The organism is Pseudomonas sp. EL_65y_Pfl2_R95, from assembly GCF_963971045.1.
GTDB lineage: Bacteria > Pseudomonadota > Gammaproteobacteria > Pseudomonadales > Pseudomonadaceae > Aquipseudomonas.
The window spans coordinates 60,987-86,099 of the sequence record NZ_CAXAOV010000007.1 but is presented as its reverse complement, the minus strand read 5'-3'; the positions used below and the strand labels follow the sequence as shown (position 1 = coordinate 86,099).

The 25,113-nt window shown below is 55.2% G+C and carries 25 protein-coding genes; 7 read left to right on the top strand and 18 right to left on the bottom strand.

Annotated elements, in window-relative coordinates:
* Nucleotides 1-57: 57 nt before the first annotated feature.
* Complete coding sequence (locus AACY09_RS20280) at nucleotides 58-675, bottom strand: arylesterase (protein ID WP_339490646.1); 618 nt, start codon at nucleotides 673-675, stop codon at nucleotides 58-60.
* Nucleotides 676-685: 10 nt separating this feature from the next.
* Here AACY09_RS20280 and AACY09_RS20275 point away from each other — a divergent pair, with 10 nt between their 5' ends.
* The 3 genes from AACY09_RS20275 to greB are packed head-to-tail and all read left to right on the top strand — an operon-like array spanning nucleotide 686 to nucleotide 4,422.
* The gene (locus AACY09_RS20275) at nucleotides 686-1,369 is read left to right on the top strand and encodes an ABC transporter ATP-binding protein (protein ID WP_339490644.1); all 684 of its coding nucleotides are present in this window, start codon (nucleotides 686-688) and stop codon (nucleotides 1,367-1,369) included.
* The gene (locus tag AACY09_RS20270; RefSeq protein ID WP_339490643.1) at nucleotides 1,369-3,873 is read left to right on the top strand and encodes an ABC transporter permease; all 2,505 of its coding nucleotides are present in this window, start codon (nucleotides 1,369-1,371) and stop codon (nucleotides 3,871-3,873) included. The genes AACY09_RS20275 and AACY09_RS20270 overlap by 1 nt, the downstream gene beginning before the upstream one ends.
* Nucleotides 3,874-3,924: 51 nt before the next feature.
* Entirely contained in the window at nucleotides 3,925-4,422 is a 498-nt protein-coding gene (gene greB, locus AACY09_RS20265) for a transcription elongation factor GreB (protein ID WP_339490807.1), read from the top strand.
* Between the two features lie 7 nt (nucleotides 4,423-4,429).
* Here the strand turns inward: greB and AACY09_RS20260 are convergent, their stop codons facing one another.
* The 3 genes from AACY09_RS20260 to AACY09_RS20250 all read right to left on the bottom strand — a co-directional run bounded on the left by AACY09_RS20260 (nucleotide 4,430) and on the right by AACY09_RS20250 (nucleotide 6,983).
* The gene (locus tag AACY09_RS20260; protein WP_339490640.1) at nucleotides 4,430-4,741 is read right to left on the bottom strand and encodes a class I SAM-dependent methyltransferase; all 312 of its coding nucleotides are present in this window, start codon (nucleotides 4,739-4,741) and stop codon (nucleotides 4,430-4,432) included.
* A gap of 292 nt (nucleotides 4,742-5,033) precedes the next feature.
* A complete protein-coding gene (locus tag AACY09_RS20255) occupies nucleotides 5,034-5,468 on the bottom strand; it encodes a DoxX family protein (protein ID WP_339490639.1) in 435 nt (144 codons plus the stop codon).
* A 102-nt stretch (nucleotides 5,469-5,570) separates the two neighbouring features.
* A complete protein-coding gene (locus AACY09_RS20250; RefSeq protein ID WP_339490638.1) occupies nucleotides 5,571-6,983 on the bottom strand; it encodes an MltF family protein in 1,413 nt (470 codons plus the stop codon).
* 233 nt (nucleotides 6,984-7,216) lie between these two features.
* Here AACY09_RS20250 and AACY09_RS20245 point away from each other — a divergent pair, with 233 nt between their 5' ends.
* From AACY09_RS20245 to AACY09_RS20235, 3 genes are all read left to right on the top strand, one after another.
* The gene (locus tag AACY09_RS20245) at nucleotides 7,217-8,041 is read left to right on the top strand and encodes a TatD family hydrolase (RefSeq protein WP_339490636.1); all 825 of its coding nucleotides are present in this window, start codon (nucleotides 7,217-7,219) and stop codon (nucleotides 8,039-8,041) included.
* A gap of 269 nt (nucleotides 8,042-8,310) precedes the next feature.
* A complete protein-coding gene (locus AACY09_RS20240) occupies nucleotides 8,311-8,820 on the top strand; it encodes an oxidoreductase (protein WP_339490634.1) in 510 nt (169 codons plus the stop codon).
* Nucleotides 8,821-8,826: 6 nt separating this feature from the next.
* Nucleotides 8,827-10,419: a GGDEF domain-containing protein gene (locus tag AACY09_RS20235; protein ID WP_339490632.1), complete on the top strand. Its 1,593-nt coding sequence runs from the start codon at nucleotides 8,827-8,829 to the stop codon at nucleotides 10,417-10,419.
* Here the strand turns inward: AACY09_RS20235 and AACY09_RS20230 are convergent.
* The 9 genes from AACY09_RS20230 to selD all read right to left on the bottom strand — a co-directional run bounded on the left by AACY09_RS20230 (nucleotide 10,403) and on the right by selD (nucleotide 19,428).
* Nucleotides 10,403-11,200, bottom strand: a complete 798-nt coding sequence (locus tag AACY09_RS20230) for an acyl-CoA thioesterase (protein WP_339490630.1) — start codon at nucleotides 11,198-11,200, stop codon at nucleotides 10,403-10,405. The genes AACY09_RS20235 and AACY09_RS20230 overlap by 17 nt on opposite strands.
* A gap of 181 nt (nucleotides 11,201-11,381) precedes the next feature.
* Nucleotides 11,382-12,158 carry a CHAD domain-containing protein gene (locus AACY09_RS20225; RefSeq protein ID WP_339490628.1) on the bottom strand — a complete coding sequence of 259 codons (777 nt, stop codon included), beginning with the start codon at nucleotides 12,156-12,158 and terminating at the stop codon, nucleotides 11,382-11,384.
* 97 nt (nucleotides 12,159-12,255) lie between these two features.
* Nucleotides 12,256-14,244 (bottom strand): transglutaminase TgpA family protein, encoded by a 1,989-nt coding sequence (locus tag AACY09_RS20220; RefSeq protein WP_339490627.1) that lies wholly within the window; start codon nucleotides 14,242-14,244, stop codon nucleotides 12,256-12,258.
* Complete coding sequence (locus AACY09_RS20215) at nucleotides 14,237-15,217, bottom strand: DUF58 domain-containing protein (RefSeq protein WP_339490626.1); 981 nt, start codon at nucleotides 15,215-15,217, stop codon at nucleotides 14,237-14,239. The genes AACY09_RS20220 and AACY09_RS20215 overlap by 8 nt, the downstream gene beginning before the upstream one ends.
* Nucleotides 15,214-16,131, bottom strand: a complete 918-nt coding sequence (locus tag AACY09_RS20210) for an AAA family ATPase (RefSeq protein ID WP_339490625.1) — start codon at nucleotides 16,129-16,131, stop codon at nucleotides 15,214-15,216. The genes AACY09_RS20215 and AACY09_RS20210 overlap by 4 nt, the downstream gene beginning before the upstream one ends.
* Nucleotides 16,132-16,283: 152 nt before the next feature.
* Entirely contained in the window at nucleotides 16,284-16,892 is a 609-nt protein-coding gene (locus AACY09_RS20205; RefSeq protein ID WP_339490623.1) for a flavin reductase family protein, read from the bottom strand.
* 24 nt (nucleotides 16,893-16,916) lie between these two features.
* Nucleotides 16,917-17,195 (bottom strand): hypothetical protein, encoded by a 279-nt coding sequence (locus AACY09_RS20200; RefSeq protein ID WP_339490620.1) that lies wholly within the window; start codon nucleotides 17,193-17,195, stop codon nucleotides 16,917-16,919.
* Nucleotides 17,196-17,293: 98 nt separating this feature from the next.
* A complete protein-coding gene (mnmH, locus tag AACY09_RS20195; RefSeq protein WP_339490618.1) occupies nucleotides 17,294-18,394 on the bottom strand; it encodes a tRNA 2-selenouridine(34) synthase MnmH in 1,101 nt (366 codons plus the stop codon).
* A complete protein-coding gene (gene selD, locus AACY09_RS20190; protein ID WP_339490616.1) occupies nucleotides 18,394-19,428 on the bottom strand; it encodes a selenide, water dikinase SelD in 1,035 nt (344 codons plus the stop codon). The genes mnmH and selD overlap by 1 nt, the downstream gene beginning before the upstream one ends.
* A 109-nt stretch (nucleotides 19,429-19,537) precedes the next feature.
* Between selD and AACY09_RS20185 the strand changes: the two genes are divergently transcribed.
* Nucleotides 19,538-20,593, top strand: coding sequence for a patatin-like phospholipase family protein (locus AACY09_RS20185; RefSeq protein ID WP_339490614.1), 1,056 nt, complete (start codon nucleotides 19,538-19,540; stop codon nucleotides 20,591-20,593).
* 55 nt (nucleotides 20,594-20,648) lie between these two features.
* Here AACY09_RS20185 and AACY09_RS20180 read toward each other — a convergent pair whose 3' ends face one another.
* From AACY09_RS20180 to AACY09_RS20160, 5 genes are all read right to left on the bottom strand, one after another.
* Entirely contained in the window at nucleotides 20,649-21,737 is a 1,089-nt protein-coding gene (locus AACY09_RS20180; RefSeq protein WP_339490611.1) for an AI-2E family transporter, read from the bottom strand.
* Between the two features lie 137 nt (nucleotides 21,738-21,874).
* On the bottom strand, nucleotides 21,875-22,645 hold the full coding sequence (locus AACY09_RS20175; RefSeq protein ID WP_339490609.1) for a DUF4892 domain-containing protein: 771 nt from the start codon (nucleotides 22,643-22,645) through the stop codon (nucleotides 21,875-21,877).
* Nucleotides 22,646-22,683: 38 nt separating this feature from the next.
* Nucleotides 22,684-23,346, bottom strand: coding sequence for a glutathione S-transferase family protein (locus tag AACY09_RS20170; protein ID WP_339490607.1), 663 nt, complete (start codon nucleotides 23,344-23,346; stop codon nucleotides 22,684-22,686).
* 50 nt (nucleotides 23,347-23,396) lie between these two features.
* Nucleotides 23,397-24,257 (bottom strand): alpha/beta hydrolase, encoded by an 861-nt coding sequence (locus AACY09_RS20165; protein ID WP_339490605.1) that lies wholly within the window; start codon nucleotides 24,255-24,257, stop codon nucleotides 23,397-23,399.
* A complete protein-coding gene (locus AACY09_RS20160; RefSeq protein WP_339490603.1) occupies nucleotides 24,254-25,078 on the bottom strand; it encodes an alpha/beta fold hydrolase in 825 nt (274 codons plus the stop codon). The genes AACY09_RS20165 and AACY09_RS20160 overlap by 4 nt, the downstream gene beginning before the upstream one ends.
* Between the last annotated feature and the right edge of the window lie 35 nt (nucleotides 25,079-25,113).

Below are 25,113 nucleotides of genomic sequence, written 5' to 3'. Positions count from 1 at the left end.
TCCAGAAGGGGGCGCCACATTATCCGAAACACAGGATTCAGAAAAGCCTCAATCCGATCATAGAGGCTTATTCAACAGCGGTTGCAGTTCTGGCCAAACGTTTTCCAGCAGTTTGGGCTGGGCCGCGATTGCTGGATGCAAGCCGTCTGCCTGCATCAACTGCGGTACACCACCCACACCTTCAAGGAAAAACGGTACAAAGGGCACTTGTTTCTGCTCAGCCAGATCACTAAACACTTGGGCGAACGCGGTGGTATAGCGCTGGCCGTAATTTGGCGGCAAGCGCATGCCTAACAACAGCACCTTGGCTCCCTGCTCCCGCGACTGGTCAATCATCCCGGCAAGATTTTGTTGCAATTGACTGGGGGCTTGCCCCCGCAGGCCATCATTGCCGCCCAGCTCAAGAATGACCCATTCGGGTTTGTGTGCCTTAAGCAACGCCGGCAACCGGGCCGCGCCACCTGAGCTCGTGTCACCACTAATGGAGGCATTGACCACTTCAGCGTCATAACCCTGCTCGCGGATGCGTTTTTGCAACAAATTCACCCAGCCTTGGCGGGTATCCAGGCCAAAAGCAGCACTGATACTATCCCCGACTACCAATATCGTTCCTGCTGTTGCACTGCTGACCCACATTGTCAGTATCAGGACAACACCGATAAACCCTGCACGCATTGGATTCTCCATGAGCTCACGTATTCTCACCGCGCGAAACCTTAGCAAAGTAGTGCCTAGCGCAGAAGGCGAGTTAAGCATATTGCACGCCCTCAGCCTCGACCTCAATGCAGGTGATAGCCTGGCAATAGTCGGCAGCTCAGGTTCGGGCAAGTCGACCTTGCTGGGTTTACTCGCAGGGCTCGACCTGCCGAGCAGTGGCGAGGTCGAATTGGCCGGCAATAATCTTGGCCAAATGGATGAAGATCAACGCGCCCGCGTCCGTGCAGAGCACGCCGGGTTTGTGTTTCAGTCCTTTCAGTTACTCGACAGCCTCAATGCGTTGGAGAATGTCATGCTACCCCTCGAGCTTGAAGGACATCGTGACGCACGTGAACGTGCGCGAGCCCTGCTTGAGCGAGTTGGCTTAGGCCATCGCCTCAGCCACTACCCGCGCCAATTGTCCGGCGGGGAACAACAACGGGTAGCCATTGCCCGGGCATTTGCCGCAGAACCCGATGTGCTATTTGCCGACGAGCCCACCGGTAATCTCGACAGCCATACCAGCCAGCGCATCAGCGACCTGCTGTTCGAGTTGAATCAGGAGCGTGGGGCCACGTTAGTCTTGGTCACCCACGACGAACGCCTGGCTCATCGCTGTCAGCGCTTGATTCGGCTCGAAGGCGGCCACCTGATTGATGCAGTAGAACCGTGATGACCAGTCTTCCCTTTGCTCGCCTCATTTCTTTGGCCTGGCGCCAACTGCTGCGCGAATCACGTTCAGGTGAACTGCGCATCCTGTTCTTCGCATTAATTGTCGCCGTCGCGGCGAGTACCGCGATCGGCTACTTTAGCGCCCGGCTCAATGATGGCATGCAGAGGCGTGCCAGTGAGTTTCTCGCGGCCGACATGGTGCTTTCCGGCAGCTCACCGGCAACAGCTCGACAAATCAGCCAAGGTCAGAGCGTTGGGCTGGATCACGCACAAACGGTGGAGTTCTCGAGCGTCATCGCCACCGACACAGGCATTCAACTGGCCAGCGTCAAGGCAGTAGACGACGCCTACCCGTTGCGTGGACAACTCAAGCGCGCGGACCAGCTTTACGGACCTGAGCAACCGAGCAAGGGTCCAACGCCGGGAAACGCATGGGCGGAGGCACGGTTGTTTGCCGCACTGAACCTTAAAGTTGGCGACAGTATTGATGTCGGTAACAAACGTCTGACCCTCAGTCATGTGCTGACCTATGAGCCCGACCGGGCCGGCAATTTTTACAGCCTTACCCCACGGGTGCTGATCAATCTCAACGACTTGGCCGCCACCGGCGTGGTTCAACCGGGTAGCCGGGTCAGCTACCGTGAGCTATGGCGCGGAACACCGGAGCAACTCGCCACCTACAAACAAAACATAGCGCCGCAGTTAGAAGCCAACCAGAAAATTGAAGGCAGCCGCGATAGCAACCGACAGATTGGCGGCGCCCTGGGCCGTGCCGAGCGTTACTTAAACCTCGCCAGCTTGGCCGCTGTGTTACTCGCAGGTGTTGCCGTAGCGCTTTCGGCTACGCGCTTTGCTGCCCGACGCTTTGATGCCAGTGCACTAATGCGCTGCCTGGGCCTGTCACGCGGCCAGGCGTTAAGCCTGTTCAGCCTGCAATTAGCCATGCTCGGAATTAGTGCCAGCGTCCTTGGCGCCCTTCTCGGCTGGTTAAGCCAATATGGCCTGTTTTATTTACTCAGAGAATTGTTACCCCCCGATCTGCCAACCGCCAGTTTCGGGCCCGCACTGGCCGGTTTAGCCACGGGGTTGGTTGCCTTGGCTGGGTTTGCCTTGCCACCGCTCGCAGCACTGGGACGCGTGCCGCCATTGCGGGTGCTGCGCCGCGACCTGCTGCCCGTCCCGGCGAGTTCATGGTTGGGGTATGGCGCCGCCCTGCTTGCACTGGGTTTAATCATGTGGCGGTTGAGCCTCGATCTGCAGCTCACCCTTGCCCTGCTCGGCGGTGGCTTGATTACCACACTGGTGCTCGGTGGCTTGCTGCTGATCGGCTTAAAAAGCTTGCGCCGGGTACTTGCCAAAGCATCCCTCCCGTGGCGCCTGGGCTTGGGTCAGCTGTTGCGTTACCCATTAGCGGCAGCGGGACAATCTCTGGCATTCGGCTTGATCATCTTGGCCATGGCCCTTATCGCACTGTTGCGCGGAGAACTGCTCGACACCTGGCAAGATCAATTACCGGACGATGCACCCAATCACTTCGCCCTGAATGTATTGCCCGATGACAAAGCCGCATTCGAGGCACGCCTTGCCGAGCTATCGCCCGCTCCCGCACAGTTATATCCCGTCATCCCCGGTCGTTTGATCAAAATCAATGGTCAACCGGTCAAGCAGATCGTCAGCAAAGACAGCCGCGGCGACCGTGCGGTTAATCGCGACTTAAGCCTGACGTGGACAGCCAAACTGCCCGCCGACAATGAATTAGTCGCAGGCAACTGGTGGCACGCTGGCGAGCCGCAAGATCTGCCCGGCGTATCTGTCGAATCCGAGCTGGCTGAAAGCCTGCAACTGAAGCTGGGGGACCAGCTCAATTTTGTTGTGGGCGGGCTGACTCGCGACGTACGGGTGACAAGTCTGCGTAAAGTCGACTGGAATAGCTTCCAGCCAAACTTCTATATGATCTTTGAGCCAGGCACATTGCAGGATTTGCCCGTCACTTACCTGACCAGCTTTTACCTGCCGCCCCAACAAGACCGTCAACTGGTTGAATTGTCCCGCCAGTTCCCTGCCGTCACCCTGCTGCAGGTTGATGCGCTGCTGGCCCAACTACGCGGTATTGTTGCTCAGGTCACAGTGGCCATCGAGTTTGTCCTGCTGTTTGTTTTAGCAGCAGGCCTGGCGGTGCTCTTTGCAGGCTTACAAGCCACCCTGGATGAACGTATCCGCCAAGGCGCATTGCTTCGAGCCCTGGGCGCTGAGCGCAAGCTGCTGGTTAAAGCGCGACGCACCGAATTTGGCCTGCTCGGCGCAGCAAGTGGGGTGCTGGCAGCCCTCGGCTGTGAGCTGATTAGCTTTCTCCTGTACCGCTACGCATTTGACCTGACCTGGCATCCGCATCCTTGGCTCCTGATACTGCCCGTGATCGGCGCGGCATTGGTTGCGAGCGCTGGTGTTCTTGGCACCCGCAGAGCATTAAACGCCAGCCCGCTGACAGTGCTGCGTGAGGGTTGATAAACTGCTCGACTATTGATGCATTTTGCAGTCACTCATCCACAGGTGTTTATGAGCCGCTATCGCCCACCACGCTCAGCTGGTACGCCACTGATCACCCCTGAAGGCGAGGCCCGAATGCGTGCCGAATTGCACGAGCTTTGGCACGTCCGCCGCCCGCAAGTGACTCAGTCAGTCAGCGAAGCTGCCGCCCAGGGTGATCGTTCTGAAAACGCCGAATACACCTATGGCAAAAAGATGCTGCGCGAGATCGACAGCCGCGTGCGCTTTCTGACCAAGCGTCTAGAAAACCTTAAGGTCATCAGCGCCCAGCCAAGCGACCCGAACAAAGTCTACTTTGGCGCCTGGGTCACGGTTGAAGATGACGACGGCAACGCATCGCGCTACCGCATTGTCGGCCCAGACGAACTGGACCTTAAGCAGAATATGATCAGCATAGACTCACCACTGGCCCGCGCCCTGATCGGCAAAGCCCTCGAAGCCGAGGTTACCGTTCAGGCCCCCACCGGGGACAAGACCTGGTATGTAGTCGCCATCGATTACCCCTAGCGCGCTGTTACACACGTCGGGTTATCAACCCTTGGCGGGCCACCCGAACCAGCTGACGCACACGCTCTTCAAGGTTTACGGCGGTAATTGACGGCAGTACCGCCAAATCAAAACTGTCGCGGGCAAAACGGGCCAAGCTGTCATGGGGCCCCACAAACTGGACCGAAAAAGCACGGGCCGTACCATTGCGGCGCGGCCAGCCATCCAGATAGCGCAGTAAGCTGGGCTGATGCAGGCCACCGAGTAGAATTTTGGGGTTGCGTTTGATTAACCCTGTCGTAATAGGGGCTAAGCGAATATTGGGTTGGGGGCAAGTCATGCTCGCGTCTCCGCCTCAGAAATCCCGCTGGGCAGCGGTGAGAGGCGACACCGAACCAGCGCTTTAGCGGTATTTCGAAGCCTGCATCAGGTCTTCTCGGAGAATTGCACAGGGCAAGTCCCGCGGCGCCCCGCAAGTAGCTGTTTAAATCGGCGCATCAACATCCTAGAGAAACAGACTTATTGCTGTCAAGACGAACGATACAAAAAGCTGATGATTCATGACTTTCCCGTAGAGCAAAACTATCGAGCAGCAAAAAGCCCGCATTTGCGGGCTTCTCACAGCAGTGCCTTCAGCGAGAAATAGCTTGATCAATTGACAGCTTGCCTGCCCCTTCAATCAATATCGCCACGCTCACGGCCAGCAGCGCCAGTGCATACTCAAAGCCGTTGGCACTGATAAAGAAACCATTGCCAATGTGTACGCTGAATATGGCAACCAACATAGTCACGCTGAGCGCCAGTGCGGCCGGGCGGACCAACAAACCGATCACCAATGCCAAGCCGCCGAAGAACTCAGCGCTGCCAGCCAACAACGCCAGCAAGTAGCCGGGCGTCATTCCTAAACTTTCCATCCACTGGCCCATGCCTTCAAGACCCGGACCACCAAACAAGCCAAACAATTTTTGTGAACCGTGGGCCGCAAATGTCAGGCCGACAATTATCCGCAGGATGGTCAAGCCATAGCCTGCGTGGGTAGTGGTCAAGGATTTAATCAGTGCGCTCATGGTGTTAGTCCTAGTCATGCGTTAAGTAAGTGATGCGCATAATAAACTATTAATTAGATGTTAATAGCCGATAAAAGCCATTAAACCAATCTAATAAACCGATTAGTTTCGTGTGCTGACTTTACGCCCCTGCGGTTCGAGCAGATAGCGTTCACGGTCATAAGCCAAGTAGTACTTATTGACACTATTAACATAGCTGACAACCCCCATTCCCACCTGCTCCATGGCGATGCGTTCAACCTGAAAGAACCATTGATTGGGATTGAGCCCACGGCGCTTGGCTTCAGCCCGCATGCTTTGCACACGCCCAGGCCCCATGTTGTAACCGGCCAAAACAAAAGCCATGCGCTCACGCTCGTTAAGTTTTGGACTGTTGAAATAAGATTTGCGAATCATTGCCAAGTACTTTGCACTGGCCAGCACATTGTTATCCAAGGCGGTGATATTGCCGACACCAACTGCGCGTGCGGCACTGGGAGTAATCTGCATCAATCCGGTTGCACCGCCACCGCCGCGAGCTCTGGGGTTCAGGGTTGACTCTTTAAAAGCCAATGCGGCCAGCGCCAACCAGTCGAAATCAAGTTGTTTGGCATAACGCTGCAGCACCGGACGGACCTGCTCCAGGCGTTTACGCTCAACGCGACCCAAGGGGTAATGGACCTTGTACAGACGTCGATAAATTCGCTGAAATGCAACATCCTGATCTTCAGGCTGGCGGTAGGTCTTGAAAAACCGATCGATAGCCGCGCCAAGCATGGGCGCATCACGTCGCACGTACCAACGCATCACGCCATTATTGGACAACACCAAGTGCCGCTCAATCCGCAGCTTGGGCATGACCTTGCTCCAGCGCTCTGCAATTGGCAATTCAACCGCTGTCACGCTGAAAATACCGGCCTGAACCATTTCAAGCACATCTTCGACCGCAAGCGTTGGATCAACCCACTCGATTACAATTGGCGATTTTTTACGCTGGATCAGGCGCTTGTTAACCTCTGCAATCGCTTCACCGGCCACACTGCCAGCCGGCAATGCCACACTGCGACCCGATAACTGCTCAAGGTATTTGTAACGGCGATCACCCTGACGCCCGACCACAACCAGTTTGACCTTAGTGCGTATCGCGCCGCTGGCGGTAACGGCTGAGGCCGTGCGTACGGTCAGTAACTCGCCCGGTGCAACCAGATCACCCTCGCCTCGCTGCAACGCCCCCAGTAGTTGGTCTTTGGCCATGGGAACGATCTTTAACTTGATCGCCCGACCATCATGAGCATTGCGATTGAGGTACTGTTCAAATGCACGCAGACGATGGTACTCAACGCCGATACTTTGCCCTTTGACTTCACCCGAACTGTTGCGGCTCTGATTAACCAGTACCCGCAACTCTGCCCCGCGACGAATGCTGGCAAGGTCCCTCGATACTGATGGCTTTGCCACTTCCAATGGCCCAGCCACACGCGCTACCGCCACAATGGGCAGCAGTAGCATGCACAGCACAAGCAACAGTCGTGACATCAATACTCCGGACCACGGCGCATCCAATTGATGGCCATTGGTCAGCTAAAAACAAATCAATAGCCCTATAGCCCGCGTAAACGGCCGCGGAGGCTCTCACAGTCGTTGATGTTTCGCCAGTCAAACTTAGCACTCAACATCACCAACTAGTCGCAACTTACTGTTATATATAGATTTGTTTTTAAAAATAAAAGCTCTGATATGCTTAGCGATCACACTTACTGGGTAGCACCATGCAACTCACTGACATCGGCGTCAATCTCACCCACCCCAGCTTGGCTGAACAATGCGCAGCCGTTCTCGATCGCGCATACGCTGCTGGGGTCATGCAACTGCTGCTAACCGGCACCAGCCTGGAGGGAAGCGAACAGGCCTTGCAGATCTGTGAGACCCAGGATGAAAGTCAGCAACGACTGTTCAGTACCGCAGGTATTCATCCACATGATGCCAGCAGTTGGAGCGCTGACAGCGCCGCGCAATTAAAGGCAATACTCAGTCACGAGCGAGTCCGCGCAGTGGGTGAATGTGGTCTGGATTTCAATCGTGATTTCTCACCACGTTCACAGCAGGAAAAGGTCCTCGAAGAGCACCTGGCCTTGGCTGTCGACTTGCAGTTACCCGTATTTTTACATGAGCGTGATGCCGACCAACGCCTGCTGGAAATACTTCGGGACTACCGCGATAAGCTTCCGGCGGCAGTGGTTCATTGTTTTACCGGTGAAAAGCGCGCCCTGTTCAACTACCTGGATATGGATCTGCACATCGGTATCACAGGCTGGATCTGCGATGAACGCCGCGGGACTCATTTGCAACCCTTGGTGCGCGAGATACCGCAGGGCCGACTCATGCTCGAAAGTGACGCACCCTTCTTGCTACCGCGCACACTAAGACCCAAACCGAAGAATGGCCGCAATGAGCCTGCCTACTTGATTGAAACCTTAAAAACCGTCGCAGAGCATCGCGCGGAGCCTATTGAACAGGTTGCTGCTCACACCACCGCCACTGCCCAGGCTTTTTTCAGGTTGCCAAGGATCACTGCCACCGACGCCCGTCACTAGTTTTAACCACAGGGGTTGGTGCTATGCGCCTGACAACGCCAAGCCAAACACGACCTTGGTCCGTATTTGGCTTGCAACTAACCGCGTTTGGCACTTGCGCTTCAATCGCCCTCGCCGCCAGCCTAAGTTGTTGCTCCTTACGCAGCGGCAAACACTATTCGCAGGGTTACGACTTTTAGCCAGCCGCCCGCAGTCTCAGCAAATTAGCCACGCATGCGTGCCATTAGCGCTATATTCCTCAGGTGCCTTCGCGTCATGAGGAGTTTGATGTGCGCACCGCGTGGCTGATCACCTGCAGCTTTATGCTCTTTTGCCTGACAGTGCCCGACAGTGCAGTGGCGTCTGCCGCCTACCCACCCAACCGTCCTGCACTGTCGGTTGAGCTAGGCGATGGTCACTCAGTGAGTTTGACCCTGAGTGAACTTGAAACAATGCCCAAGCGAATGCTCACCACCTTAGAGCCTAATGAACAGGAGGCTGTAGAGTGGACGGGCGTCGACTTGAATTATCTGTTGACCCAGCTGAATATCTCCCCGGAAAGCTACACGTCATTACGCCTCGAGGCATTAAACAGCTATTCAGTGATTATTCCCCGTCAGGACATCCAGCAATTCAGGCCGATAATTGCTTATCTTCGCAATGGCAAATCCATGCCGGTGTCCGAATATGGACCGCTTTACTTGATCTATCCTTTCAACGAATTCCCAGAGCTTAACGTGCAGCTCTACTACAACCGCTCGATATGGCAATTGAGCAAGATAAGTCTCAAGACTGAGTAGTAATGGATGCCGACCCGTAAAATCGCACGCTTCCAAGCCAACCAAAATCGCCTGATGGCTGTTTTGCTAGCGTTGGTGCTGGTGATGGCCGTTATCGTGAGCAGTTCACTGTGGATGGTTATCAAGCAGGCTGAAACCTTGGCGGCCCCCACGCTGCACAGTGAGTTGTGGCGGTCCTATCAAGTTAACGCACAAATTCGCCGCACGCTTGCGCGCGCAGAAGCCTACTCCGAAGGCAATATCAGCAGTGATGACTTCACCGTTCAGCTGCAAGTCTTACGCAGTGTTACCCGGCATTTTGATGCTCAGCATGTATTTCGTTTTTTACCCGAACCACGACCCGAAGCTGTAGACGCACTCAGAGAAGTTTCACGACTCAGCCAAGACTGGGATGATCGCGCGGCCTGGGGCGACAATATCAGCGCCGCGGTTATTGCCAGCGAGGCCTTACGACAACTACCCCCACTGCTGGAGCCTATGACAGAGGTCATGGTTTCAGCGAATATTTCATTGTCCAATGAACTCGATGATGACCGCCAACAGTTGCACGCACGCTTTCTCTATTTGGGTTGGTCGCTGCTCGGCTTGCTAATGGGCGGTGCCCTGTTAGTCGCCCGATTAATCACGAGCTACCTTGCAGTTCGGCGACTCTCTTTGCGCTTGGGCGATCTCAACCAGAATCTGGAGGCCCGAGTTAAAGAACGAACTCAGGAGCTGTCCGAAGAGCAGGCATTACTCAGTTATATACTTGAAGCCAGCCCAAGCGATGTTGCCCTGCTCAATACACGTGACACTCAAGTGCATTTTGTTAATCACCGCTTGCTTAGGCGCAGCGGCATAGACGATCAGCAACATTTCTCGATCAATGCCTTGTTTGCCCAGCCCGAAGAAGGTGAGCGCTTTCAGGAGGCACTGGAAGCGCGGAGACGAATCGACGACTGGGAAGCACTTCTAGCGGCCAAGGAGCCCTACTGGGGTGTCGTTTCGGGCCGTGTGCTGGAGCACAAAGGTCACAGCGCCTATCTGATCTGGTGTTACGACATCAGTGTACGCAAGCAAATGGAGCAAGAACTGTTAACTCTTGCGAATACAGATAGCCTGACCGGCATTAACAACCGCCATGCATTCATGCAGTTGGCAGACGATTTACTCAAGCTGAATCACCGCTACAAGCACCCCTGTGCAGCGTTGATGATCGACATTGATCACTTCAAAAAAATTAATGACGTACATGGCCATCAAATTGGTGACATGGCGCTACGCGCTGTAGCTGACAACTTGGTGAAAGGCTTACGTGAAGTCGATGTGCTGGGCCGTTTAGGCGGCGAAGAATTCGCCATACTGCTGCCTGAAACAGCACTCAATCAAGCCTTGCAGGTAGCAGAGCGCTTGCGCGAGAACGTCCAGACCATGCAGGTTCAATTGCCCAACCAAACCACGCTCAACACAACCGTCAGCATCGGTTTGGCCATAAGCGATATGCAGGAGAGTCTCGACCACTTGCTGGCTCGCGCGGATGAGGCCTTATACCGCGCGAAGGCTAATGGCCGTAACCAGGTGGAAACGGCCGAGGAATCAGTTTTCAGGCAAAAACTGTAGTGGTTTGCCGACTTATGGCCAAGAGGTCGCCTTGAGCATCCCATAACGCAGCGGCTACATGCCCGTAGCCATCACGTGCGTATTCAATATCCGCCCGATACAGGTACCAATCGGCAGAGCTCATCTGTTTCAGCGGCTGTACAAACTCAATGGTCCAAGTCAGCGTGCTGCCAGGTGCTGGCGTTTTCAGATGCGGCAATACGGCGGGTGGCCAGGCGTCAACCAAGGCCAACAAGTAAGCTTCAGTAATGTTCTGTGGCGCTTCCTCGCCACGGAGCTGTACCCAGCCGCCCATTTGCCGCTCGGGTTTACCCGAATAAGGCATGGCACCGATAGCCCAACGCATGGCTAAAAAACGGGTGAACTCTGGGGTGACCTTCGGAATATAAGGTAGCTCCTGGCACGCTTCAGCCGGTTGCACCTGCGGGGCGGGTTCGGCATCGACACTGATGACTGAATCACGCGAGGCGCCAAAGCTGCCCTGAACCAAGGTCACCACCTGACCATTTTGCACAGCACGCCCCAGCACCTGGCTGACCGCCTTACCTTCGCGCAGCACCTCGGCCTCAAAACTAATGGGTACTTCGGGTGCAGCAGGCCCCACAAACGTCACCGCCAGCGAACGCACCGGACGTCCCGCTATGACTTGTGCTTTCATGGCCTCATAAACCAATGCCGCAACCAAACCGCCGAAGCTCGCTCGGCCCTGCCCCCAAACGTCAGGGATCACCACATTAGCGGGATTACTGCGAACGGCTTTAAGTAATGCGGAGAAGGTCATAAGCATCTCGATTAAGTCAGAATGACGTTGATCTTAGGCAAAACAGGCTATGCATGAAAGTAGCCGCATCAGCCGCCAGCGCTGCTACTTGCGGCCAGAAGCCCCGAATTTAGATGGATTCAGCGAGCAATTGGCTAGATAGGCTGGCCAGATAATCCGCCAATTTGACTGCTTAGCCTTATCAGGATGGGTTATTAATCAGCTTCAACCTCAAACCCGCCAATGCTTCAGCTGACTTCGCTTCGGCCCGTTGCAGCTCAGTTTGCCATTGGGTTACGCATTGCGTCAGGTCGGCTTCAGTCTCGCTGAGCACTAGCCATTGGACTAAGTCATGCCAATTACCCAGGGCCGACTGCACTTGCTTCAGCGCCTTCTGTGTCGTGGCATTGAGCACGGCAACATCCGGGTAGGCCTGAGCGTTATAACGCACACGTTTAACCAGCAAGCGCAGGTCATGCCAGTCGTGTAACGGGTCAGCCAATGCATCAACCAATTTGCGCTGGGCTTTAAGCAGGCGTGGTTCAAGCTTGCGCTGTGCGTTGCGTAGCGAGCCATCCCGCTGCGCAGCTCTCCAGCCTTCGGGCCACTGATCAAGCACCTGCAAGAGCGCAGCCAGTTGGTCGCTGTGCACTATCTGCTGGTAGCCCTGCTGTACTGCTTGTTGGCGCCGGGCACGAAACTCAGGGGGTTGCTGCTTCGCTTCCAATTCGAGGACCAGGACTTCGAGATCGCGCACCGGGCCAGACAACTTGCCCACTTGCGCGGCATGCGCTTGCAGTTGATCGCAGGCAGGCAAGCCACGCAGGGGTTTAAGCAGGCTGCGCATACGGCGCAAATTGATCCGCAAATCATGCAGGGCTTCAGTATCAGTCTGCGCCTGCATTCGTGCTGTGCATGCAAATAGACTGATGTGGCTTTGCAGTAGTTGAGCACTGATGCGATTGGCAAATGCCGACATTCTAAATCTCCTCACAAGTCCTTTAAGCGTAACGGGCTCATGTTGCAAAACAAGCAACCAATAGTCACAAAAGATTAAGTTGAAACAGACTGCAGGGCTATGCCCGGGTTAACCGCCACGGCAAGGCTTTACGCAGATTGCGCAGGTGTTTGCGAAGCACCTGTTCCGACGCTGCCTGGCCTGCATATCGCTGTGCCTCGAAAGCCACCGCGAATTGTTCGATTTGACTGGCTTGTTTTGGCAGTGCTTGCGCCGCACGCCGGGCAAAGTCGCGTGGGCCTTCTGCAGGTCGCCGAACCAAGGCGTGCCGGGCCAGTAAGCGCTCAAAGCGCAAAAAGATTCGTTGCTGCGCATCTCGTTGCTGCTGCCAAGGCTTGAATAGCACGAGTGCGATCAACCCAAGCACCAATGCGCCACCACCCACCAAGCTCAGGGCCAGCCAACGGCCATCAACCTTGCCAAACCAGCGCTGGAACAGCTGCAGTTGTTGCGTGCCCTGATACCCAAGCACCCATCGCTGCCAATCATAGTTGAGCTGATCCCAAGCGAGCCTCATTTGATTGAGCCATGCCAGGTTACGGTAGCGCAGCGGTGAAAACGGCGATTTTTCGAGGAAGCTATTTTCACCTGCTAGCGCTTCCTCCAAACCCTGTTCAATACGTTCAGGGGCAACTTCAAACGTCGGGTCAGCACGGGTCCAGCCTTTGCCGGCTTGCCAGTATTCAACCCAGGCATGTGCATCAAACTGGCGGACCTGCACGTAGTTGCCAGACGGATTGAATTCACCGCCCTGATACCCTGCAACTACCCGTGCGGGAATGCCGGCAGCCCGCAGAACAAAGGTCATAGCACCCGCATAGTGAGCGCAAAAACCGCTGCGGGTTTCAAACAAAAAGTCATCAATGCTATTAACTCCAACCGCCTGCGGGCGCAGCGTGTAATGGTAGGGCTGGCGATTGAATCTGTGCAGGACCGCTTGCACCAGTTGCTCGGTTTGCGGGTATTCGCGCTTGAGTTGCTGCGCCCAGGCTCGACTGCGCGGATCGCCATCATCCGGCAACTGCAATAACCGCTGCAGCGCGCGTGGCGAGATCGCAGGCTCGCGTACGGCCCGAGGCCACGACGTCAGGTTGTAAAGCAACGAGCGATCCACAGGTCTACTGCGCTGCAAACGAAAGTCGCTCATCATGCGCGTGTCTTCGAGAGTGGTTTCGGCCACGTCCAAGCCAAATAACCATGGCCGCGCACTGGGCTGCATGACGATGCTGTAATTGATGGGTTCGCCTTGCTTTTGCCATACCGGTTGCAGTGGCAACTGGGCAAAGCCCGATTGCGACCAGCGTCGACCGTCAAACCGATCAAGTGTCAGCGCGCGCCAATACAGTTGATTACGGGCCGGCACCGCGCCATCGAAACTGGCGCGAAACGCCAGCTCGCTGGACTGACTCAGCTCAGCAATATCCGCCGGCGCCATGGTATCCGAAAGCCCAGTGACCCCTTTCGAATTGGCTCCAGGCAGTGACCACAACGGCCCCATACGCGGGAAGAATATAAACAGCAGCAACATCAAGGGCAACGCTTGCAGCAACATCGCCGCGGCCAGTTTGGCGGTTGACCCTGGGCGTGTCGCCAGCGCACTTTGTTGCAGGCCAATCATCGCCGCCAGCAGCGCACAAACAGGTAACAAACTAAACGCGGCGGTGAGCATGCTGTCATCAAACAAATAGGCGGTAACCACGCTAAAGAAGCCGAGGAAGATGAGCACCAGCGCATCTCGGCGTGTGCGCACTTCAAGCAGCTTCAAGACAAACGCGGCGATCAACAACACCACACCGGCATCCAGCCCAACCACACTGCCCCGCGATAAAAATACACCCGCGCCCGCACCGAGAATCAACCCAGCTTTAAGCCAGCCATTGGGAAACCGCGCACGCATGCGGTATATCTGCACCCGCCAAGCGGCGCAGCCAAGCCATAAGCCCACCACCCACAAAGGCAAGTGGCCAAGGTGCGGAATAATCACCAACAATTGCGCGATCAGCAGCCATGTAAGGCTTACCCGCGGTATTGTCTGCTGGTTATTCATGCACAGGGCTCGGCGCAGGCGCGGACAAACCGTGTAGCGCTAGTGCGCGCAAACATTGCTGACGATGTTGCTCACCACTGTTAACGGCAATATGACGACCAGGTAAATCCAATGAAAACGGATGCTGGCGCTCGCTCAGCTGTAACACCCAATAGCACAGCAGTGACAAGCGGGCCTCAGTATCGCTGCCCAGGGTGTTGAAATCGAGGCAAACATCGCGGCCGCTCACTGCACTAAAGTCTTTGACCAAGAGGCCCTGCCCCCTTGAGTAAGCCTTCCAGTGCAGGCGCCGCTTGGAGTCAGTCGGCTGATAGGCTCTTAGCCCTTGAAAGTCATCTGCGCCAGTGCCTTGGGCATGCATACCCTGATCGTCCGGGTCATCACTATGACCCGAGACCAAGGGTAAATCGCCCTCAATCGGGCGCGGGTAAACCAGCAGCTCGAGATCAAGATCAACCCAGCTCCACGCCACCAGAATTCCCAACGGGAAGCGGCTCTCAACCCGCAGTCTGCCCGGTCGCAACCAACCTCGACTGCTTGCCGGCAAGGCAAGCTCAGCATCGGTACCAGCCAGAGGTGCAACGTCCAACTGGAGCAGTTCTTCTGGCGGCCAGCCCAGCGCAATCGCTTCATGTGCTCGCCTGTCACTCTCAAGCCGGACAGTAAAACGCCCATGCTCACCGACAAACACCGGCTCGGCTGAGCCTGATTTAAGGGTTAAGCCGCTTAAATTGAGGTAGGTGTGCAAAATGGCGACGATAAACACCGAGCCAAGCAAAAAGGTCAGGCCGTACGCCAGGCTGTTTTGATAGTTGATCGCAGCCAACAGCATCAGCATCAGCGCCAAAATAAACATCGCCCCAACTCGCGACGGGATGATAAATATTTGCCGCTGACTCAGGCGTAGGTTTTTCCCCGGCGGGATGCGCCGAGACAACCAGTGGTTCCAGAGCGGCTTAAACCTGCGGATCAAATTGCTGCAATCTCGCGCAATAACCACTGCACCAACGTACCGCCGCTATGACCCGATGGATCTGCACGTTCGCGTAACCGGTGCCCCACCACCGAGGGCAAGACAGCCTGCACATCTTCGGGAATCACATAGTCTCGCCCTTCCAGCATTGCCCATGCCCGCGAGGCAGCCAAGAGCGCGAGGCTTGCACGGGGCGACAGCCCCCAGGCGAACTGTGGCTGGCTACGAGTGGCCTCGACTAAGCGCAGAACATAGTCAACTAGCGCATCACTGACCCGGATTTTAGGCACTTCGTTTTGCAGCAAGGCCAGTTGTGCATGGTCGAGTACAGGCGCCAACTTGGGCAACAGTGTGCGTCGAGCATCGCCCATCAACAACGCTTTCTCGGCGGCCTTTGCCGGATAGCCCAAGGATAGGCGCATCAGGAAACGGTCGAGTTGTGATTCTGGCAAGGCAAAGGTGCCGCCCTGGCTAACTGGGTTTTGCGTGGCGATCACAAAGAATGGATCAGGCAATGCGCGGGTTGCGCCTTCAATGGTGACTTGGCCCTCCTCCATGGCCTCAAGCAATGCGCTTTGGCTTTTGGGTGTGGCCCGATTGATTTCATCCGCCAGCACCAATTCAGCAAAGATCGGGCCCTGATGAAAGACGAATTGCCCGGTGTCCTTATCGAACACCGAAGTGCCGAGAATATCCCCCGGCAATAAATCAGAGGTGAATTGAATTCGTTGAAAGCTTAAGCCCAGCACCTTCGCCAAAGCCTGACTCAGGGTAGTTTTACCCATGCCCGGTAAATCTTCGATCAATAAGTGACCGCGCGCCAGCAAGCAGGCTAACGCGAGTCTGACCTGCTGCTCTTTACCCAGCAGTACTTGGTTGACCGCGCTTAAGCATGCATCTAATTGGGTGCGCATCATGAACTCCTACGACAAGTTACCTTGATGCTACTGGCAGCCACAGCTGCGGCAAAGGGCCACGTAATCTTTACTCACGAAACTGTGAGATTAGTCGACGATTTCAGCAACCTTAACCTGAGCCCAGCGATGGGTGTCGAGCTGCGGGCTGATCAGCTCGGCCGGATCATGTCAAAAGTATCGCGTGTACGGGTGTACGACATACCACCCAGGCGCCCGACAATATCCAGTTTGTGCGGATCAACCCGGCCTTTTTCATTGAGCACCGCATCATCAATGTGAGCCAGCAGAACCTCGGCGAAAATCAGGTTGCAATTGGGCTTGTGTTGCGGGAAAGGCTGGATTTGCGAGACCTTGCATTCAAAGGCGACGGCAGCACCGGCAACACGAGGCACCGAGACGCGCTCGCTGGCGACACTGGCGATACCGCACTGCTCAAACTCACTGACGCCATTGGCCAGGATCGCCGAGCTGGCGTTCATGGCCTCGGCATGCGTAAACGAAACCAATTGAATGACCAACTCACCGGTTTCCTGAGCATTGCGCAAAGTGTCTTTAAGACTGCCGTCAGGGTGATGATTAACATTGACCATCAAGGTAGGTGGCTCATCGCTAATCACCTGAAAGAAGCTAAAAGGTGCCAGATTACTCACCCCTGCTGCAGAACGGCTTGAGACCCAGGCAATAGGCCGCGGCGTAACCGTCGAGGCCAGCCAACGGTAGGCATCAAGTGCTGCAAGCTGACTAAAATCGATGAGCATCTGCAATTTCCTAGTGTGGGTGGGTTAACGGCCGGCGCGCGACTCGCCAATATAGAAACGCGCTTTTTGCGCTTTGCTGCTGCAACCTTCGTAAGCCTCGAACTGTTGCTGAGTTTTAGCCGCAGTCAGCAGCGACAGCGCTTTGGAGTAACTTACTGTGCCAGCGAAACCTTCTGCCTTGGCCAGATCAAGTTCTTTCCAAGCCGTGTCCAATTGGTTGCCACAGGCATCACGATTAACGGTTTTTCCCGAGCAACCGGCAAGCAACAAAACAACCAAAGGTAAGCAGATTAAAGCTTTCATAGTGCCTCTCAGTTATCAGATTAATTCGATGACCATCAGCATTGACGACCACCCGAAGGTTAGAGCTGCTAGATAGGACAACATTAAATCGAATTAGATCAGCGTCTTGCGCGCTGACGTAAATACTCCACCACTGCCGCTTGCTCACCGCTGAACTCAATACGGCCTACTTTGCTCTCGTGCTGGAACACATACATCGGGTCGTAATACTCGATTAACAAGGTCTCAATCCAGCCACGGTGCAGACTTACATCATTGCTATTCTGCTGTTCAATCAAAGCCTGATCCATGATCGCGGCCAGACGTTGATACCGTTCACCACCCAGGCGTTTTAGAATATTAGCCAAGCTTTGTTGCAGTCGCTCGGCGAACACTACAAAGCCCTCCTCCTCGCCCAGCAACGCAACAAACTCCGCACGCAGATCAATCACGTAGTCTTTGAGAATTCGCTCAACCCGCCCGGCCACACTGTCTTCGAGCCAAACCAGTGGTAAGTGCTGCATCGCATTGTGCAGCGGTAAAGGCAGCGAGCAACGGCCGATAATACGGCCTTCATCTTCAAGCACAAATTGATTGATGCCACGGTCGCGCTTTTTCAGGATGTCGATGGCCAAGGCATTTTCAAAGTCGATCTGCATCGGCTGGCCAGTGGCACGCTTACCGAAACTTGAACCCCGGTGATTGGCATGCCCTTCCAGATCCAGGCTATTGTCCAGTTGGGCGACCACTTCAGTCTTGCCAGTCCCCGTCATACCCCCCACCAGCACAAACTGGCTTTGCTCAAGGGCTTGCTCTGTGGTCTCAATCAAGAAACTGCGCATGGCTTTATAGCCACCGATAACCCGCGGGTAAGCAATGCCCAACTCGGTTTTCATCCACTGCTGCACAAGTTGTGAACGCAGGCCGCCGCGAAAGCAATACAGGTAACCCCCAGGATTTGCCTCGGCAAAAGCCGCCCATGCCGCCAGGCGATCAGCTTTAATCTGGCCGTTAACCAATTGATGGCCCAACTCAATAGCCGCTTGCTGACCGTGCTGCTTGTAGCAGGTGCCCACCTTTTGCCGTTCTATGTCATTCATCAATGGCAGGTTTACCGCCCCTGGAAATGCACCCTTGTCGAACTCAATCGGTGCGCGTGCATCCATCATGGGTGCGTCTTGCAAGAAAATCTGGCGGTAATCCTGGGTGTCGTGCCGCATTACACCACCTCAACCGCATAGCGCTGTCGCTCGAACATCTGGCCTATCGATTCAAGGTTTAAACCGCATTCACTGGCGACTTGAAGAAACTCAGCTTCGCCTTCAGGGGTGACCGCAACCAACAGGCCGCCACTGGTTTGCGGGTCGCACAAGAGCAACTTGCACAGTTCAGGCAATGGCGCAATCTTGTCGCCATAGCTGTCGAAGTTACGCAAGGTGCCACCAGGCACGCAGCCTTGCTCCAAGTAGTACTCAACACTGGGTAGGCGCGGCACTTTGGCAAACTCAACCTGTGCAGTCAGGCCGCTGCCATCAGCCATTTCGACCAAGTGCCCAAGCAGGCCGAAACCGGTTACATCGGTCATGGCCATCACACCAGCTAACTTGGCAAACCGACTACCCGGCTTATTCAGCGTACACATCCAATCACGCGCCAGGCCAATGTCCTCGTCGCGCAACCTGGCTTTCTTCTCGGCAGTAGTCAGGATGCCAATCCCCAAGGGTTTACTCAGGTAGAGTTTGCAACCTGCCGTTGCGGTGTCATTGCGTTTCATGTGGCGCTTTTCCACCAGACCAGTAACCGCCAGCCCGAATATAGGCTCAGGGGCATCAATCGAGTGGCCGCCAGCCAAGGCAATACCTGCCTCGTCACAGATAGAGCGACCACCACGTATCACTTCGCGAGCGACTTCGGGGGCCAGCACATTGACGGGCCAGCCTAAAATCGCAATCGCCATCAGCGGATCACCGCCCATTGCGTAGATATCACTGATGGCGTTGGTTGCGGCAATTCGCCCGAAGTCGTAGGGATCATCGACAATCGGCATAAAGAAATCGGTAGTCGAAACCACACCGCGCTCAGCATCAATCTCGTAGACTGCTGCATCATCGCGCGAGGTGTTGCCGACCCATAATTTTGGGTCGAGGTTCTGCGCACCGCTGCCTGCCAGAATGACTTCCAGCACCTTGGGTGAAATTTTGCAGCCACATCCGGCGCCGTGGCTGTATTGGGTCAAACGAATTGGCTCACTCATGATTTCTCACTGGTAGGTCGACAGGCGGGCACATTCTAGCAAATACAGCCTTGGCGCTAACGTCTCTCGCGAGTATGTTGATAAAACAATGCGTTATGAGGGTTTTACGGTGAAAAAACGAGTCGCACTAGTCTTGGGTTCAGGAGGCGCACGCGGTTATGCGCACATTGGGGTTATCGAAGAACTAGAAGCACGCGGCTACGATATTGCCTGTGTGGCGGGTTGTTCCATGGGCGCGGTCGTTGGCGGCATCTACGCCGCCGGCAAACTCAAAGAATACAGTGAATGGACCCAGAGCTTAGATTATCTGGATGTCCTGCGCCTGCTCGATGTCAGCTTTCGTCTTGGCGCCATTCGAGGAGAAAAGGTCTTCGGTCAAATTCGTGAAATAGTCGGCGAGGTCAACATCGAGGACCTGCGAATTCCATTCACGGCAGTGGCGACCGACCTGACCAATCAGCAGGAAATCTGGTTTCAAGAAGGCAATCTGCACCAGGCGATGCGCGCATCGGCCGCAATCCCAAGCCTGTTCACCCCAGTGATTCAAGGCTCACGCATGCTGGTCGATGGCGGCCTGCTCAACCCATTGCCTATCGTGCCGGTGGTGTCGAGCCATTGTGATTTGATTATCGCCGTCAACCTCAACGCCAACAACCAGCAGCACTATCAATTGCCTGTCATAGAGCGCCCCGCTGCGATCAAGGGCCGCTTTGATCACATGATGGCCTCGCTGGGTTCACGCCTGCCCACCCTGCGCCGCAAGAATGCTGAGGGTGAAGAGCAAATCCTGTTGCTTGAAGACCACGCTGCAATCGAGCACGAGTATATTCTGCAGCCTGAGCAGCAAGCCGATCAACGGCCTGACCAGCAGCCTCCAGCTGCGCCTGAACCTGATGCAGAAGCGGCGCCGAAATCAGCTTCCGGCTCACGCATCGCCAGCGTTGGCGGCCCAGCCTCTTTACTCGAACTGGTCAACCAGAGCTTTGAAGTGATGCAAGCGTCACTGGCGCAATACAAAATTGCCGGGTATCCGCCCGACATTTTGATTAACGTGCCCAAGCGGGTGTGCCGATTCTTCGAATTCTACAAAGCCCCCGAACTAATCATGCTCGGCCGGCAGATTGCCAAAGATACATTGGACAAATATGAGCGCGGCGACCATTAAGCCTCACTAATGGCCTTCCCAAATAAAACGACCGCTTTCAGGCGGTCGTTTTGCTTTAGACGATAGGCTTGTCTGTACTGCGTATCACCTGACCAGACTGTGTCTCAAACGTGGGTTGGCCGCGGGCGACCCAATCGGTGACCAGGTTGTAGGCGACCGCCAGCAAGGTTGGGCCTAAAAACAGGCCCATAAAACCAAAGGTCAGAATCCCGCCAAACACCCCAAGCAGAACCACAATCAGCGGTAAATTACCGCCACGACTGATCAAGTAAGGCTTAAGAATATTGTCCACACCGCTGATGATCAGCACGCCCCATATGCCAAGGAAGATTGACATGCCGACCTCGCCATTCCAGACCAGCCAAGCCACTGCCGGCACCCAAACCAAAGGTGGAAACATGATCAAGCTGGCACCAAAGGTAAGCAGTCCCAGAAGTAACGCTCCCGGCACACCGGCAATCAAAAAGCCAATGTAAGCCAGCACGGCCTGTGCTGCCGCAGTGCCAATCACGCCGTTGACCACACGCTGCACCGTGCCTGCAATCAGGTTCACGTAATGGTCGGCACGGTCTTCGATCAAGCGCTCAAGCAGGCTGCGGGCAAATGCAGCAAGGCGTTCACCATCGCGGTAAAAGAAGAACACCAGCACAAGACTCAACACCAGCTCAAGCACACTGCCGCCAATCTGCGCACTGCGCTCGAGCAGCCAATTACCGACTTGACCAAAATACGGCCGCAGCGATTCAAAGAAGGCCGCGCCTTGCTGATCAATAGTGAGCCACAGCGCTACTAAGCGGTCACCTATCAAGGGTACGTTGTCAAGCCAGTGGGGTGGTGCTGGCAAGCCAGACACTTGAAGGTTCTTGATCAAACCAGTGGCATCACGAATGTGATCCGCCAAGTTAAAGCCGAGTAGCACGGTCGGCCCCGCCACTATGAATATCCAGCATACCGTCAATATTGCAGCGGCCAGCGAAGCACGGCCTTTAAGCAGGCGCGTTAACAAGCGCATTACTGGCCAGCTGGCAAAGGCCAGCACAGACGCCCAGAAGAGTGCCGACCAAAACGGTGCAAGCACCCACAAGCTTGCACCCAGCAATGCCAGGAGCAATATTTGCACCAGCAGGCGATCGTTATTGAGCATTTCTACCTTCCTAAAAGGATAAAACCAACAAAGGCCCTGCGGGTTAACGCAGAGCCTTGTAAAACGGCGAAGGAGCTTGCCTCAGTCGATATCGCAACCACAAGCGGGGGATAAGGTTGCGGCAACTACATTGCGGGTTAACGCAATACATTCACCTGCAAACCTGCAACATTCGCGTCACCCAACTCGAGTCGTGCACTGCGCACGCGCTGTTCCACTAGCGCTTCGCGCCAGCTTTCAGCCTTGGCACCCGCCAAGCTAACACGCATTGTGCTGTCCGAATTCAGTGCCCGCGACAGTACTTCAATCCACTCAGGCGTTGGCTCTTGTTGGTTGGACAAGGTCAGCACCCCTGTGGTTCGTAATTGTTTTAACAGTGTGGCTGGGGTTGGCAAAAGTGCCGGCAGCGCCGTGTCACTGGCGAGAAGTTCAGCGTGCAAGTAAGCCCGGCGATTGCCGCGAGTAATGCTATAGAGCGCAAGAATGCTATTTTGCTGTGGCTCTGCCAGGCGAAATAAAGCAAAGGACTGCTGCTCATCTGGGCCATAAAGGATCGACTTGAAAAACACTGAGTTAGCCCACAGGCTGCTGCCTCCGCAGTCACGGCTCTGACACCAGTAAAGCATTTGTGCGTCGTTGGCCAGGAGTGCTTCACGCGTCGAGTTGAACACATCATTGGAACTGTGCGTATCTGGCAGGCGGTAGGTTATCGCCGTGAGTTGGCCCTTGAGCTGAATCTCATTTTCATAACGTAGACGGCCACTAATACGGCGGATAGAGCCTTGCGGATAAATCCGCTCCTGATCCGGCTCGTCGCTGTAGCTGATAATTTCACTGCCGGTGAAACGCGGCATTACGGATAAGTCCTGACTCCCAGCCACATCTGCAAACACTACAGAGCTAAGCATCAGACCCGCAATAATAGAAAAACCTCGTAGACCAATCATTATCGAGCCAACATTGTCTGGGCGGATTTGACGACTTTGGCATCGTCCTGTTCGCGGTGTGGAATGCTTAAACCTCGCTGCACGGCTGGACGCAAAGCAATGACGTCAAGCCAGCGCTGAAGGTTGTTGAGACCATCAATCGAGACGCCTGCCCACTCATGCAAACGTACCCAGGGAAAGGTGGCTATATCTGCGATGCTGTATTCCCCAGCCAGATACTCAACCTGAGCCAGTCGTGCGTCGAGCACTTCATACAAGCGCCGGGTTTCGTGTTGATAACGGTCAATTCCCACTTGAATTTTCTCAGGCAGATAGCGGTAAAACACATTGGCCTGCCCTTGCATCGGCCCAATACCACCCATTTGAAACATCAACCACTGCATCACCACTGAACGCCCTTTGACATCTTGAGGCATGAGTTGCCCGGTTTTCTCTGCCAGGTAAACCAGTACTGCACCTGACTCAAATACGGCAAAGTCATCATTATCCCGATCGACAATCGCGGGAATTCGGCCATTGGGGTTGACCTTGAGGAATGCTGGAGCTTTCTGTTGTTTCTTATCGAAACTTAACGCGTGCACCTGGTATGGCAGCTCAAGCTCTTCGAGAGCAATCGCAACTTTGTGTCCATTGGGTGTCGCCGCGGTGTAGAAATCGATCATGTGCTTCTCCATTGCAATGGCCCCACCATTCCCCAGTTCGGTTTACCAAGTCAAGAAGACTGCATAAAGCGATTGAAACAGTCTGCTACGAGCTGTGCGCCGGGCTCATCGTCCAAGTGCAAGTGATGACCGCCCGGCAAGGTCGTCACAGCGAAATCAAGCTCGCTGATGACCTTTTCGTACCCCGCTTTAGCCTTACCCAGCAAGATGCCCTGTTCGGCCACAACCAAGCTGACTGGACAGCTCACCCGCTTGGCAAATGCCATCGCCTGCCCGTGGGTAAGTAACAGCTTAGACGGCAATGTTAGGCGGTTGTCCGTGCTCCATGAATAGCCGCCAGGCACTTCAAACAAACCACGCGCGGCCAGGAACTGTGCAGCCTCAAGACTGACTGAGGTCATGCCATTCATGCGCATTTCAACGGCACGCTTGAATTCCGGGTGAACGGTTTTGCGCTTTTTTGCCAAAAGCATCTGCGCAATCAGCGCATTGCCAAAGCGCTCAGGTGCGCCTTCGGCTTCCAGTGTATGGGGAGTAACGCCATCAATCAGTGCCAGGCGTTCGACACGATCCGGCAATGCGCCGGCCAGCAGCAAGCCAACTATGGCTCCCATCGAATGGCCAATAACACTGAATTGCTCCCACTGCAGAAACTCAGCGGCCTGGACCACATCGTAGACATAGTCCCAAATCGCATAGCTGACACCCGCTGGGCGATGTTCGGATAAACCATGTCCAGCCAAATCCAATGCAACAATCCGCAGCCCTTCCAGCTTGGGCGCCAATCGGGCATAAGTTGCAGCGTTATCCAGCCAACCGTGCAAAGCAATAACCGGCTTACCTTCCGCAGGCCCATACACCTGAGCCGCGAGTTCGATATGCGGCAGACGTAAACGCAGCTCTTCAATCATGCAATGTCCTTATTTGAGTCGTCGCTGCCGGCACTGCTCCAGCGGCTAAAAAATGACTTTAACAGGTCCGCCGTTTGCAGCGGATGCTCCAGCGGAAACATGTGACCGCCCGGCATGGTCAGGTACTCGCCTTTAGGCACATGGCGCACGTGCCGGGTGTGATGGGGTAAAACAACGCGACTCTCCATGCCCCGAACCATGGCCAGGGGCACTTTCAGCTGCTGCGGACGACCGGCACTGGTGTGCGGAACATTGCGATAGATACTGATTTCTGTTGCAGGATCGAAGCGCAATCGCAACCCGGCGTCAACCGGTTGCAAACCATGCTCGATATAAGCGCTCAGGCAGTCTGGATCGAAGCGACGGAACAAGCTTTTCGCAGCGAAATAACGGTGCGCTTCGGCGGCATCAGCAAAGGCTTCACGACGGCCAATGGTACGGCCTGCGGGGGTGATGCGATCAATAAAACCAAAGCGCTTGGCCGCGCGAATGACCATTTGATCCGCCAGAGTCAGCAAAGGTGAATCGAGCATGGCTACGCCTAGGTACAACTCGGGCCGCAACTGCGCGGCATGATAATGCAGCACACCACCGAGCGAATGACCCACGCCCCAAACTGGCTGTTCACGCTGTTCAAGATGATGAATGAGCTCGCAGACCAGATTGCCCCAGTTTTCGTTAACCGGGAAATCTGGATTATGGCCATGTTGACCAAGGTGCTCGACTCGGTATTGTGGCGCCAAAGCGCCGAACAACTTCGCGTAGGTCGCTGCCGGAAAACCGTTGGCATGGGCGAAAAATACAGTTTGTTGATGCGGCATGGGTTAACTCAATCAATCGAAACTGAATGAATTGT